We start from the raw sequence: 13,796 nt of genomic DNA, 5'->3' as shown, positions 1-13,796 counted from the left end.
GGAAATTATCCCTGCGAAGCCTCCTTAGTACAATACGGAAACAGGCTGTTTACAGTTCCGTGGTTACGAATATATCGTAAATCGCCCTGATTGCCGTCTCGAAATCATCGTTCTTCACTCCGATAATAATGTTCCACTCACTGGAGCCCTGGTCAATCATCTTTACATTGACCCTGGCATGGGCCAGGGCGGAAAAGATACGGCCGGCTGTTCCTCTGGTGGAACGCATACCCCGTCCAACCACAGCCACCAGCGCCAGGTCTGATTCCAGCTCCACCGTGTCCGGCTCCACAGCCCTGTGGATTCCGGCGATAACGGACTGCTCAAACTCCTCAAACTCTGACTGGTGTACATAGATGGTCATGGTGTCAATGCCTGAAGGCATGTGTTCAAAGGAGATGCCGTACTGCTCAAACACGCTGAGCACCTTTCTCCCAAACCCAACCTCGGCGTTCATCATGGCCTTCTCTATATTGATGGAGCAGAATCCCTTCTTGCCCGCAATGCCGGTGATGGTGTAATGGGGCTTGCGGCAGGTGCTCTCCACAATCAGAGTGCCCTTGTCTTCCGGACGGTTGGTGTTCCTTATATTGATGGGAATGCCTTCCTTGCGCACCGGGAAAATGGCATCCTCATGAAGAACGCTGGCCCCCATGTAGGAAAGCTCCCTCAGTTCCTTGTATGTAATAGTCTCAATCACTTCCGGGTTATCAACAATTCTTGGGTCTGTCACCAGAACCCCGGACACATCCGTCCAGTTCTCATACATATCCGCATGGATGGCCTTGGCCACAATGGAGCCAGTGACATCTGAACCGCCTCTGGAAAATGTCTTGATGGTCCCGTCCGGCTTGGAACCATAAAAACCAGGGATGACGGCCTTCTCCACATGCTCCAGGCGCTCGGACAGCTCACGGTTGGTATGTTCTGCTTCAAAGTTTCCGTTTTCATCAAAGAAAATCACTTCCGCCGCATCCACAAATTCAAACCCCAGGAAATGGGCCGCCACAATACCGTTTAAGTATTCTCCGCGGGAAGCAGCGTAGTCCCGGCCTGCCTTTGCCAGGAAATTTTCCTCTATCCGGTCAAACTCATGGTCCAGGTTCAGGTTTAAATCCAGGCCGTCAATGATATCCATGTATCTGCTCTTAATCTTTTCCAGAATTTTCTTATAGGACCTTCCTTCTGCAACCGCGTCGTAACAGGCATAGAGCAGGTCCGTCACCTTCTCGTCCTTGTCGTTTCGCTTGCCTGGTGCGGAAGGGACCACGTACCTTCTGGTCTTATCAGATTTAATGATATCCGCTACTTTTTTGAACTGTCTTGCGCTGGCCAATGAACTTCCGCCGAACTTCACCACTTTTTTCATCTTGTCTGTCTCCCTTGTTTCTTTTCTATGCGCCGGATATGGAGCGTATTTTCATAAAATAAATGCCACTTTATATGTATGGCGTTACAAGTGCAAATAATACCTTACTTTGTTATGTATGTCAATACTTTTAAAGCAGAAAATTTGCGTACAGGAGACATATGTCTTTGTATGGAGGACTTTTCTGCAGAGAATGTCCTCACCCCGGCCCGCGGCCGTACCTTTCATAGCCTTACAGAAGATGCACCGCAACCACAAGTCCTGCAAATACAATGGATACCATGCTTGTCAGCTTGATGAGGATATTGATGGACGGGCCTGAGGTGTCCTTAAAGGGGTCGCCTACGGTATCGCCTATGACTGCCGCCTTGTGCTCCTCGCTGCCCTTGCCGCCCAGTTCCCCGCTCTCAATATATTTCTTGGCGTTGTCCCAGGCCCCGCCTGCATTTGCCATCATGACAGCCAGCACAAAACCAGTGACCGTATTGCCTGCCAGCAGTCCGGATACGCCCTCCGGTCCCAGGAGAAGTCCCACTGCCACCGGTATGATGACTGCCACCATGGCCGGAGCCACCATCAGTCTCTGGGCCGAAATAGTGCACATATCCACGCAGGCCCCGTAGTCAGGCTCTGTCTTTCCCTCCATCAGTCCTTTCATGTCCCTGAACTGCCTGCGGACCTCCACCACGATGGACTGGGCCGCCTCGCCCACTGCCTCCATGGTAAGGGCCGCAAAGAGAAACGGCAGCATACCGCCGATAAATAGGCCAATCAGCACCGTTGGATTGGTGATGGACAAATCCATGGCCAGGGACGGGTCAATCTGCTTCACCTTATCAATATAGGAGGCGATGAGGGCCAGGGCCGTAAGCGCGGCCGAGCCAATGGCAAAGCCCTTGCCCGTGGCAGCCGTGGTGTTGCCCAGGGAATCCAGCGCATCGGTTCTCTGGCGCACCTCCGGCGGCATGTGGGTCATTTCGGCTATCCCTCCCGCATTGTCGGCAACCGGTCCGTAAGCATCGGTAGCCAGCGTGATGCCCAGGGTGGACAGCATGCCCACTGCGGACACGCCCACGCCGTAGAGTCCTGCATTAAAATCAGAACGGCCGCCGGCGCAGTAATAGCTGACCAGCACGGATATGCCTACGATAACCACAGGAGCCACCGTGGACAGCATCCCCAGCGAAAGGCCGCTGATAATGACCGTGGCCCCTCCTGTCCGGCTGGATTCGGCCAGTTTCCTGGTGGGATTATATGTATCAGATGTATAATATTCCGTGACCGCGCCAATGAGCACACCGGCAGCCAGGCCCGAGAGAATAGCCGCATATATGCCCATATGGTCCGGCAGCAGGAAACGGATGGCTGCAAAGGCAGCCGCAACCACCAGCGCCGCACTGATATAGGTTCCTGTCCTAAGGGCCCTTAAAAGGCTTTTCTGGGATGCGTCCTCCTCTGTCTTTACAAAGAAGGTTCCCAGGATGGATGCCAGTACGCCCAGGGCTGCCAGTATCATGGGTACAGCCACGCCCTTTACCCCGTACCCGGCTGCCACGGCCAGGGCAGAGGTAGATACAATGGAGCCCACATAAGACTCATACAGGTCAGCTCCCATGCCGGCCACGTCGCCCACATTGTCACCCACGTTGTCAGCAATAACCGCCGGATTCCTGGGGTCGTCCTCAGGGATTCCAGCCTCCACCTTGCCCACCAGGTCAGCGCCCACGTCAGCCGCCTTGGTAAAGATACCTCCGCCCACCCTGGCGAACAGGGCCATGCTGGAAGCACCCATGCCAAAGGTCAGCATGTTGGCCGTAATCTGGGCAATCCGCTCGCTTTCAGGAAGCGCTCCAAATGCCCTGTTCAATATAAAGTACCACACAGTCAAATCCAGAAGCCCCAGCCCCACCACGGTAAAGCCCATGACAGAGCCTGCGGAAAATGCCACCCGCAGCCCCTTATTCAAATTCCGGGACGCTCCCTGGGCTGTCCGGCAGTTGGCCATGGTGGCTGTCCGCATGCCGATGAATCCGGACAGACCTGAGAAAAAGCCGCCTGTGAGGAATGCAAATGGCGTAAAAAAACTCAAAAAGCCGCAGAATGCCATCGCAAGCAGGATGACAAACACGGCTGCAAAGAATATTCCCACACCTTTGTATTGACGTCTCAGATACGCATTGGCGCCCTTTTGTACGGCTCCGGATATACGGAGCATCTCAGAATCTCCTCCAGGTTCTTTCCTGACCCGCACAAACATACAGGCAGCAAACAACAGTGCCAGCAGCGAACCTGCTCCTACAAAATACATAGCAACCATTACATTCCCTCCTTCTCATAAACAGATAAGTGCCTGAAGTCAGGCACTTACGGTTCATTCCAGAAAATTCACGCAACATTTCCCCTCAATTATATACCGTTGCATGTCTTTTTTCAATATACGAAGGAATTTTCTTTACAAATCAGAAGAGAGACATCTCTTCGTTGACAGCTGCCTCGCAGGACCGCATGGCCTGGATGGTCTTGTCCATAAGCTCTTCCAGGGTCCAGCCAAGGCCCTCAGCCCCTTCTTTGATTACGTCCCTGGAGCATCCGGCTGCAAAGCGTTTATCCTTGAATTTTTTCTTAAGGCTGGACACCTCCATGTCCATGACGCTCTTTGATGGGCGCATCCTGGCTGCCGCCCCAATCAGACCGGTCAGCTCGTCCGATGCAAACAGGATTTTTTCCATCCGGTGCTCCGGCTTCACGTCTGAGACAAGGCCGTATCCATGGCTGCACACCGCATGAATCAGCCCATCCTCAGCCCCTGCTTCCCGTAAAAGCTCCGGCGCCTTAACGCAGTGCTGCTCCGGATACATCTCAAAGTCAATATCGTGCAGCAGGCCGGCGATTCCCCAGAAATCCGCTTCCTCCCCATATCCCTGGTCCTGGGCAAACCACCGCATCACTCCTTCCACGGTAAGGGCGTGAAGGATGTGAAAGGGTTCCTTGTTATATTTTTTCAGGGCCTCTAAGGCCGCCTCCCTTGTCAGTGCTGTGTTCATCTTGCTTAAGCTCCTTTCTTCTGTGCAAAATCATATGATATACAATTATAATCAGCCCGGACTTAAAATGCAATAGCATATGTACCGGAAGCCATACCGCCCTCTCCCCCTCTTTTATTGACTGGGCAGGCCATCAATTGTATACTGGATATAATGGCTGTATACTGGATATAACCCAATCCACGGCGAAGCAGCAAGGCAGCAGATATTTCACCCTATGACAGGAGGATATTTATGACATACCGTTTTGCAACCTTAAAAGACCTGGACCGGCTTGTGGCCATGTCGGACCAGGCCAGGAAATCCTTTAAGGCCCGGAACATTGACCAGTGGCAGAAGGGAGAACCCAACCGCCAGGTGCTGGAGGATTCCATTATCCGGTCCCAGATTCATGTGCTGGAAGACATGGGCCAGGTCATTGGAATGATAACCATTGTCCCTGGTCCCGAAGCCAGCTATGCCTCCATAGACGGCGCCTGGCTGAACCAGGAGCCTTACACTGCCTTTCACCGGGTCTGTGTGGAGGAAACCATGAAAGGCCGTGGTCTGGCCGCCCGGCTGTTTTCAGAATCAGAACTGTACGCTCTGGAAACAGGAATCCGCAATATCCGCATTGACACCCATCCGGACAATACGTCCATGCAGCGCGCCCTGGACAAAAGCGGATACATCTGCTGCGGAACCCTGGTTCTCACAGAAGGCAGCGAAGCAGGCGATTTGAGGCTGGGTTACCAGAAAACGCTTTAAGGTGTATGGAATGGAATGCGGACAGAAAAAGCAGAGCAGCCACAGGAGGTAACGGCCTGTGATATGCTCTGCTTTTACATTTACATGATTCAGTTTCCGGCTGAACCGGCAATTGGTTTCCAATGGTAACAGCTGGTTTTCCTACAGCTCAAAATACTTCACGCCGGACTCAAATATCTTCATATCCTGTTCCCCGTAAATATTCATGGCAACTGCCTCTCCCCGGCGCTCAGAGTGTGCCATCTTGCCCAGAATCCGTCCGTCCGGGCTGGTGATGCCCTCGATAGCCATATAGGAGCCGTTTGGATTCCAGTACTCGTCCATGGTGCATCTGCCCTGGTCATCCACATACTGGGTTGCCACCTGGCCATTGGCAAAGAGTCTGTGGAGCCATGATTCATTGGCCACAAAGCGGCCCTCGCCATGGGATGCCGGATTGCAGTATACGCTGCCCAGGACAGCGCCTGCCAGCCATGGGGATTTATCCGATACCACCTTGGTATACACCATCTTGGAAACGTGACGGCCAATGGTATTCATGGCAAGGGTAGGTGAATCCGGTCCCTGCTCCTTGATTTCCCCTTCCAGCAGAAGTCCCAGCTTAATCAGGGCCTGGAAGCCGTTGCAGATGCCAAGCATCAGTCCGTCCCGCTCGCCTAACAGCTTCTCAATCTCCTCCTTCATCACTGCATTGCGGAACACAGTGGCAAAGAACTTGGCGGAGCCTTCCGGCTCATCGCCTGCTGAGAAACCGCCCGGGAACATGACAATCTGGGCCTTTGCAATCTCTCTCCGGTATTCGTCCACGGACTGGCGGATATCCCCGGCGCTCATGTTTCGCAGCACCCTGGTAACCACCTTTGCGCCCGCCCGTTCAAAGGCTCTGGCGCTGTCATACTCGCAGTTGGTTCCCGGAAACACCGGAATAAATACAGTGGGCTGCCCGATTTTATGGTCGCACACATACACTGCGCCGCTGTGATACAGCTTTTCTTCCAGCGCAGCTTCATCCCCCTTTGCCTCCTTGCCGGTGGCAGTCGGGAACACGTCCTCCAGGGGAGTCATCCATGCATCCAATGCCTCATCCATAGCAATGGTCACATTTCCGTACTCAAATGCGCTTCTGTCCGTCACCTCGCCGATAACAGTATAGGGTATGGACAGCTGTCCCACCATTCCGTCAGGCACCTCGCACACAATATCGCCCCATGCCGCGGCAAAGAAATCCCTCGGGTCCACATTGTGCTCAATCTTCACACCCAGCTTGTTGCCGAATGCCATCTTGCTCACTGCCTCTGCAAGTCCCTTGCCCTCTACCGCGTAGGCGGAAATAATGCGTCCTGCTTTTATATCTTCAAATATTTTTCCATATCCGTCCATGACCTGGCTGTAGTCCGGCAGGTCATACTGGTTCTTTGCAATCCTGAACACAACAATCCTGCTGCCCGGACGCTTGAACTCAGGGGTAATCACATTCTTGTGGCTGTTCACATCCACTGCAAAGGAAACCAGGGTTGGCGGAACATTGATTTCACCATCCTCCGTGTCAAAGGTCCCGGACATGCTGTCCTTTCCTCCGATGGAAGGCAGGCCAAAGCCCAGCTGCGCGCTGTAGGCGCCCAGAAGCGCGGAGAATGGCTGGCTCCATCTGGACGGATTCTCATTCATTCTGCGGAAATACTCCTGGAAGGTGAAACGAATCCTGCTGTAATCGCCGCCGGCTGCCACAATCTTTGCAACAGAGGAAACCACTGCATACACAGCGCCATGGTATGGGCTCCAGCTGGAAAGCTCAGGGTCAAAGCCATAGCTCATCATGGTAACAGTGTCTGTACGGCCCTTCAGTACAGGAAGCTTTGCCACCATGGCCTGAGTCTCGGTCAGCTGGTATTTTCCGCCGTAAGGCATGAACACGGAACCAGCGCCAATGGAACCGTCAAAGCGCTCCACCAGCCCCTTCTGCGAGCACACGTTCAGGTCGGAAAGCATGTCAAGCCATTTCCCTTTAACGTCAGCCACCTCTGTCTTTTCAAACAGGTTTCCCTGGCGGTTTGGAACCTCCAGAGTCACGTCTGCCTCCTGGTGCGCCCCGTTGGTATCAAGGAAAGCCCTGCTAAGGTTCACAATGGTCTTGCCGCGCCAGTCCATCTTAAGCCTTGGCTCCTCTGTCACCACTGCCACGGTCACTGCCTCCAGGTTCTCCTCTGCAGCGTACGCAAGGAACCGGTCCACATCCTTAGGGTCCACCACCACTGCCATACGCTCCTGGGACTCGGAAATGGCAATCTCAGTGCCGTCCAGTCCTGCGTACTTTTTTGGAACCTTGTCCAAATCAATATTAAGGCCCGGGGCCAGCTCTCCAATGGCTACCGATACGCCGCCAGCACCGAAATCATTGCATTTTTTGATGATGCTGCTGACCTCGGGCCTGCGGAACATCCTCTGAATCTTGCGCTCTGTGGGAGCATTTCCCTTCTGCACCTCAGCGCCGCACACCTCAATGGAGGCTGTGGTGTGGACCTTGGACGAACCCGTAGCACCGCCGATTCCGTCGCGGCCCGTACGTCCGCCTAACAGAATGATGATATCCCCCGGGTCGGAAGTCTCACGGATGACATCCTTCCTGGGAGCAGCGCCCATGACAGCGCCGATTTCCATTCTCTTTGCAACATAACCCGGATGATAGATTTCCTTCACATAACCGGTTGAAAGACCAATCTGGTTGCCGTAGGAAGAATATCCCTGGGCTGCGCTGTTAACAATCTTTCTCTGGGGCAGCTTGCCCTTAAGGGTCTCCCCCAGCGGCCTGGTCGGGTCAGCCGCGCCGGTGACGCGCATGGCCTGGTACACATAGGTACGCCCTGACAGCGGGTCGCGGATGGCTCCGCCCAGACAGGTGGCAGCGCCGCCGAAAGGCTCAATCTCCGTGGGATGGTTGTGTGTCTCATTTTTGAAATTCACCAGCCACTCTTCCGTCACCCCGTCAATCTCCACCGGCACCACTATACTGCAGGCATTGATTTCATCGGAAACCTCCATGTCCTCCAGTTTTCCCTGGCTCCGCAGCTTTTTCATGGCCATGAGAGCCAGGTCCATCAGGCACACATACTTGTCGTCCCTTCCCTTATAAATCACTTCACGGTCAGCCAGATACTGCTTATAGGTTTCCTCCATGGGTTCCCTGTAATCGCCGTCCGTAAAGCTTACATTCTTAAGCTCTGTGGAAAAGGTGGTATGGCGGCAGTGGTCTGACCAATATGTATCCAGCACGCGGATTTCCGTCACAGACGGGTCCCTGTGCTCTTCCTTTTTATAATAGTTCTGTATGTGGAGAAAGTCCTTGAAGGTCATGGCCAGATTCAGGGTGCCGTAAAGAGCCCTCAGTTCCTCCTCTGAAGAATCCATAAATCCGTCAAAATACCGTATGTCCTCAGGGACCTCAAATTCCGTCACCAGAGTCTGCGGCTTCTCCTCCTCTGCCTGGCGGCTGTCCACCGGGTTGATGCAGAAGCTTTTGATTGCTTCCTCCTGCTCCGCTGTCAGAGGCGCCGTAATCACATAGGTGGTGGCGGACCGGATGACCGGCTCCTCATCCTCCTTCAGAAGCTTTACGCACTGCTCCGCTGAATCAGCTCTCTGGTCAAACTGTCCCGGCAGATATTCCACGGAAAACACCAGGTCTTCCGGGTTCTTCGGAAATTCTTCCTCATACACCTGGTCCACCGGCGGCTCTGAGAAAATGGTCACCAGCGCCTTTTTATAGGTTTCCTCCGACAGATTCTCAATATCATAGCGGATTAAAACCCGCACATTCTCCACATTGCTGATACCCAGATAATGTTCCAGTTCTTCACGAAGCTCCCCTGCCTTCACTGCATAAGCTGGCTTCTTTTCCACAAATATTCGTCTTACGCTCATTTAGCAACCTCCTGCTTTTTTCATAGCCTGTTGTATTGGCATATTTATGCGGCAACGCAAAAAGGACAAACGCCTTTTCATCTTGCCTTATATTATCACAGATTATATGGATTAGTAAAATTAATATATTTAATCTTTTTTAAGTGCTTTTCTTATAAAACAACCGGTATGTATGATTTTACGGCTGCGGATACAGATTGCAGCAAATCCCGCCTTTTCAATCCGATTAAACTATTATGGCGCGCAGAATTAAATTGTGCTATACTAGAAAAGTATGTGATTATAAAAAACCGGGAGATTACAGAAGAAATGAAAATCGGATTTGATAATGAAAAGTATCTAACCATGCAGTCAGAACACATCAAACAGCGTATTGGAGAATTCGGAGACAAGCTGTATCTGGAATTCGGAGGAAAGCTTTTTGACGACTACCATGCCTCCAGGGTCCTGCCCGGCTTTGAACCGGACAGCAAGCTTCGTATGCTCCTTCAAATGGCTGACCAGGCCGAAATTCTCATTGCCATCAATGCAGCCGACATTGAAAAGAACAAGGTCCGCCACGACCTGGGCATCACTTACGACGAGGATGTCCTCCGTCTGATTCAGGAATTCAGGGACAAGGGTCTCTATGTGGGAAGCGTTGTCATCACCCAGTACAGCGGCCAGAACGGCGCCGACCAGTTCAAAGCCAAGCTGGAGCACCGTGATATCAAAGTATACCGCCATTACTGTATCGAAGGCTACCCCAGCAACGTGCCCCTCATTGTCAGCGATGAAGGCTACGGCAAAAACGATTACATTGAAACCACCCGTCCTCTGGTAATCATCACGGCTCCAGGTCCGGGCAGCGGCAAGATGGCCACCTGTCTCTCCCAGCTGTACCATGAGAACAAGCGCGGCATCAAGGCCGGCTATGCCAAATTCGAAACCTTCCCTATCTGGAACCTTCCTTTAAAGCATCCGGTGAACCTGGCCTACGAGGCAGCCACCGCCGACTTAAACGATGTGAATATGATAGACCCGTACCACCTGGAAGCCTACGGCGTAACCACGGTCAACTACAACCGGGATGTGGACATTTTCCCTGTACTGAACGCCATTTTTGAAGGCATATACGGCGAAAGCCCCTACAAATCCCCCACTGACATGGGCGTAAACATGGCCGGCCTCTGCATCATGGACGACGAAGCCTGCTGCGAAGCATCGAAGCAGGAAATCATCCGCCGCTACTACCATGCCCTGAACCGTCTGGCCAAGGAGGAAGGGACTTCCGATGAAGTATACAAAATCAATCTTCTGATGAACAAGGCAAAAATCGACTCCACCATGCGCGCTGTCATTGCGCCCTGCCTGGAGCGTGCCAAGGTATCCGGCGGTCCTGCCGCTGCCATGGAATTAAACGACGGCACCATTGTCACAGGCAAGACCAGCAGCCTGTTAGGAGCCTCTGCCGCCCTCCTGCTAAACGCCATCAAGGTCCTGGGAGACATCCCGCACAATATCCATCTGATTGCGCCATCGGCCATTGAGCCCATCCAGACCTTAAAGACAAAATACATGGGCAGCAAGAACCCCCGTCTCCACACCGACGAAGTCCTTATCGCCCTGAGCATGAGCGCCGCCACTGACCAAACCGCAAAAAAGGCCCTGGCCCAGCTCCCCAAGCTCCGCGGCTGCCAGGTCCACACCTCCGTGATGCTGTCCGACGTGGACATCAAGGTATTCGGCAAACTGGGCGTCCAGCTCACTTCCGAGCCGGTATATGAGCATAAAAAGCTGTACCACTGATGATGCCATCGCCAGTACCCCGGCTGTTTTCAGGAATGCTTACTATTTTTGTTACAATAATTAGTGAAATAGAATAAACGATTTATCCCTGCGCTCCCTGCAGCCGGAAACCCCAGTCCCGCAAACAGCAAAGGACTGGGGTTTCCGGCTGTGCGATGCAGAGGACCTGTGCAAGGTGAGCCCCAATACCGCGCGCTTCTAAATCCCTACTTTCTCTCCACATCCGTATAATACAAATGCCTGGGCAGTCCGTCCGTCATAATAGGCGTCAGCTCCGCCTGAATCAGAGGCCGGATATAGTTTACAAATTCCTCCGTCACATAATCCCCTTCCTCATTAATCCATTCCCTTGGAACCTTCTTCTCCACATTTGCCACCTTATGTACATCGTAAATATCCGTCACGCACACATAGGGGTCATCGGACACCCTCTTCAGGATAATCATTTTGCCTGTCTCACCCTCAAAGGCCTCCTTCACGGCAGCGCCGCCCACCTGGAAGGCTTCCGTAATATCCACTCTTGATACGATATGGGACGCGCAGCGCTGAAGGGAATTGAATTCAATGGCCCTTGTCTTGCATCCCACTTCCCGGTTGATTTTTTCTGCCAGGTATCTGGCTGTTCCTGTAAGCTGCTTATGTCCAAAGGCGTCCACGAACTCAATGCCGTCTGTCAGCTCGCACACATAGCGGCCATCCGCCAGCTTCACGCCCTCGGACACAGCCACTACCACCGATGCCTTCTTCTTATGAAGCTCCTCCACCTTTTTCATGAAAGCATCCACGTCAAAGGTCACCTCCGGAAGGAACAGCATATCCGGCCCCTCGCAGTCCTCTCCCTTTGCGAGAGCAGCTGCTCCTGTCAGCCAGCCTGCGTTCCGGCCCATGATTTCCAGGATGGTCACATTCTGCTGGTCATATACCAGTCCGTCACGGATGACCTCCTTTGTAATGGCGCCGATATACTTGGCTGCGCTGCCATATCCAGGGGTATGGTCTGTGGCCGCCAGGTCATTGTCAATGGTCTTTGGAACGCCCATAAAGCGGATTCTGCTGCCGTTGAGCAGGGAATAGTCGGAAAGCTTCTTAATGGTGTCCATGGAGTCATTGCCGCCGATATAGAAAAAGTACTCTATCTCCAGTTTGTCCAGAATGGAAAATATCTTATCGTATATCTCCCGGTCATCACAAATCTCCGGCAGCTTGAAACGGCAGGAACCCAGATAAGCAGAGGGCGTTCTTTTCAAAAGCTCAATATCCAAATCCGACTTGATGTGCTCCTCCAAATCCACATACCGCTCCTGCAGAAGCCCCTGTATGCCGTGGAGCATGCCGTACACCTTCCTGGCGCCCCTGTCCTTGGCTGTCTTAAACACGCCTGCCAGGCTGGAATTAATCACTGCGGTTGGACCTCCGGACTGCCCTACGATTACATTACCTTTTACCTCTGTCATAGAAATACCTCCATTCATAAATTGTAAGCGCTTACAAAACTACCTTTATTCTAATATATTCCCCCCTGGAACGCAAGTGTTTTGGGAATTGTTCCCCTAAAAATTATGTCAATATTTTAACATTATTTTTGCATTAAATGGCTGCAGTCATTTAACTCCAGCAGGCTGCACTGTCCGGCGGCCGGGTCATACTCCATGGTGGTAATGCTGGCATTCCCCACCACGATTTCCTCTGCATCCTGCCGGCCCTCAAGAAGATGGACAATGAAATGAGCCAGCGTACCGCCGTGGGCCACCACTGCCGTATCCCCCCTCATCTCCCTCTTTATCCGGTCCCAGGCCTTTTTGCACCTGGCATCCACCTGGTTCAGGGTCTCGCCTCCGGGAGGAGCCACTGTGGCCGGATGCTGCCACCATTCTTCGTAGAGCTTTCGCTCCCTGGTCAGTATATCCTGGGCAGTCCTCCCCTCCCAGTTGCCGTATCCAATCTCCACCAGCTCAGGCACAGATATGACCTCCACCCCCTGGTCCTCTGCAAGGGCCCTGGCTGTCTCCATGGCCCGAAGCTGGGGACTGGAGTAAACGGCCGTAACCGGACGCTCCTTCATTCCCAAAGCCAGCATCCCGGCCTGGCTGCGGCCTGCTGCATTTAACGGGATATCCTGCCTGCCCTGTATCCTTCCCTGCACATTCCAGTCGGTCTGGCCATGGCGTATGATATAGAGTTTCATCTACAGGCCCTCCTCCAGATTCCAGCCGTTCCTCACCGGATTGGACGTATCTTCCTCATCCTGCGAAGCGGCGGCCTGGCCTTCTCCATTGACTGTCAGAGCATCCAGGGCCAGCTTCATGATGTCCTTGACCTCATCCTCCGTCATCTTCATTTTGGAGGAAAGCTCCTCCAGGGTTGCCTCCCTGCCCAGCTCCTTTGCCAATACCTGGGATACTGTCTGGAGCACATTGACCCTGGCCGCCATGGTTTCCTCAATCTGCTTCTCCGTCCTCTGCTCCTCCAGGGCCAGCTCCACGCTTTCCTTCACGCGGCGGGTCATAAGTTCATCCCACGGTTCGCTGCCATCATACTCAATGGCTGCCAGCATCAGAGCCGTATTGGCCTCCTGTACCAAATCAGATAAGGGAAGCTCGCTGTCTCCATATTCCCGGACCATCTCCAGTACTTCCCTCAGGCAGCCCTCCACCAGGCGGCTGCGCGCCCCTGCATCGCCCCTGGCTGTTCCCTCAAGAACGGAACCCTTTTCATTGCTGTCCAAAGGTGTAATGTCCCCCATCTCTTCCAGATACATATCAAAAAAATCCTGTTCCATCATGCTTCTGTCCTTTCAATTCTCCTTAATTTCAAGTTCCATCCATAATCCTTAATAGGATAATCCATGCCAAACCATAAGTCAAGTTTCCCTCTTTACAAAGCCCCGCTAACCGTGATAAGATATGCTTAGTTTATAAGGAGGACTTAAT

Annotated in this window: 9 protein-coding genes; 2 read left to right on the top strand and 7 right to left on the bottom strand. The window is 52.9% G+C overall.

Annotation, left to right across the window (positions count from 1 at the left end):
• Nucleotides 1–49 precede the first annotated feature (49 nt).
• From I2H39_RS12160 to I2H39_RS12150, 3 genes are all read right to left on the bottom strand, one after another.
• The gene (locus I2H39_RS12160; RefSeq protein WP_195626567.1) at nt 50–1,369 is read right to left on the bottom strand and encodes an aspartate kinase; all 1,320 of its coding nucleotides are present in this window, start codon (nt 1,367–1,369) and stop codon (nt 50–52) included.
• A 232-nt stretch (nt 1,370–1,601) separates the two neighbouring features.
• Nucleotides 1,602–3,686: a sodium-translocating pyrophosphatase gene (locus I2H39_RS12155; protein ID WP_138310583.1), complete on the bottom strand. Its 2,085-nt coding sequence runs from the start codon at nt 3,684–3,686 to the stop codon at nt 1,602–1,604.
• Between the two features lie 142 nt (nt 3,687–3,828).
• Nucleotides 3,829–4,413 carry a hydrolase gene (locus I2H39_RS12150; protein WP_138310582.1) on the bottom strand — a complete coding sequence of 195 codons (585 nt, stop codon included), beginning with the start codon at nt 4,411–4,413 and terminating at the stop codon, nt 3,829–3,831.
• Nucleotides 4,414–4,647: 234 nt separating this feature from the next.
• Between I2H39_RS12150 and I2H39_RS12145 the strand changes: the two genes are divergently transcribed.
• Nucleotides 4,648–5,160, top strand: a complete 513-nt coding sequence (locus I2H39_RS12145) for a GNAT family N-acetyltransferase (RefSeq protein ID WP_195626566.1) — start codon at nt 4,648–4,650, stop codon at nt 5,158–5,160.
• A gap of 141 nt (nt 5,161–5,301) precedes the next feature.
• Here the strand turns inward: I2H39_RS12145 and I2H39_RS12140 are convergent, their stop codons facing one another.
• Entirely contained in the window at nt 5,302–9,078 is a 3,777-nt protein-coding gene (locus I2H39_RS12140; RefSeq protein ID WP_195626565.1) for a phosphoribosylformylglycinamidine synthase, read from the bottom strand.
• Between the two features lie 309 nt (nt 9,079–9,387).
• On the opposite strand from I2H39_RS12140, the gene I2H39_RS12135 reads away from it, so the two are divergent.
• The gene (locus tag I2H39_RS12135; protein ID WP_138310579.1) at nt 9,388–10,866 is read left to right on the top strand and encodes a DUF1846 domain-containing protein; all 1,479 of its coding nucleotides are present in this window, start codon (nt 9,388–9,390) and stop codon (nt 10,864–10,866) included.
• A 206-nt stretch (nt 10,867–11,072) separates the two neighbouring features.
• Here I2H39_RS12135 and I2H39_RS12130 read toward each other — a convergent pair whose 3' ends face one another.
• The 3 genes from I2H39_RS12130 to I2H39_RS12120 form a co-directional block, all read right to left on the bottom strand.
• Nucleotides 11,073–12,320 (bottom strand): 6-phosphofructokinase, encoded by a 1,248-nt coding sequence (locus I2H39_RS12130; RefSeq protein ID WP_195626564.1) that lies wholly within the window; start codon nt 12,318–12,320, stop codon nt 11,073–11,075.
• Nucleotides 12,321–12,442: 122 nt separating this feature from the next.
• Nucleotides 12,443–13,051: a histidine phosphatase family protein gene (locus I2H39_RS12125; protein WP_195626563.1), complete on the bottom strand. Its 609-nt coding sequence runs from the start codon at nt 13,049–13,051 to the stop codon at nt 12,443–12,445.
• Nucleotides 13,052–13,648 (bottom strand): sigma-70 domain-containing protein, encoded by a 597-nt coding sequence (locus I2H39_RS12120; protein ID WP_227146320.1) that lies wholly within the window; start codon nt 13,646–13,648, stop codon nt 13,052–13,054.
• Between the last annotated feature and the right edge of the window lie 148 nt (nt 13,649–13,796).

This window comes from Clostridium sp. 1001283B150225_161107_B6 (assembly GCF_015556325.1).
Taxonomy (GTDB): Bacteria; Bacillota; Clostridia; order Lachnospirales; family Lachnospiraceae; genus Enterocloster.
The sequence above is the reverse complement of the archived record's forward strand: the minus strand, read 5'-3'. Positions and strand labels throughout refer to the sequence as shown.

Coding starts and splice junctions, on each gene's coding strand:
- I2H39_RS12155 (WP_138310583.1), bottom strand. CDS start 3,686: ATGGTTGCTATGTATTTTGTAGGAGCAGGTTCGCTGCTGGCACTGTTG.
- I2H39_RS12125 (WP_195626563.1), bottom strand. CDS start 13,051: ATGAAACTCTATATCATACGCCATGGCCAGACCGACTGGAATGTGCAG.
- I2H39_RS12160 (WP_195626567.1), bottom strand. CDS start 1,369: ATGAAAAAAGTGGTGAAGTTCGGCGGAAGTTCATTGGCCAGCGCAAGA.
- I2H39_RS12130 (WP_195626564.1), bottom strand. CDS start 12,320: ATGACAGAGGTAAAAGGTAATGTAATCGTAGGGCAGTCCGGAGGTCCA.
- I2H39_RS12120 (WP_227146320.1), bottom strand. CDS start 13,648: ATGATGGAACAGGATTTTTTTGATATGTATCTGGAAGAGATGGGGGAC.
- I2H39_RS12145 (WP_195626566.1), top strand. CDS start 4,648: ATGACATACCGTTTTGCAACCTTAAAAGACCTGGACCGGCTTGTGGCC.
- I2H39_RS12135 (WP_138310579.1), top strand. CDS start 9,388: ATGAAAATCGGATTTGATAATGAAAAGTATCTAACCATGCAGTCAGAA.
- I2H39_RS12140 (WP_195626565.1), bottom strand. CDS start 9,078: ATGAGCGTAAGACGAATATTTGTGGAAAAGAAGCCAGCTTATGCAGTG.
- I2H39_RS12150 (WP_138310582.1), bottom strand. CDS start 4,413: ATGAACACAGCACTGACAAGGGAGGCGGCCTTAGAGGCCCTGAAAAAA.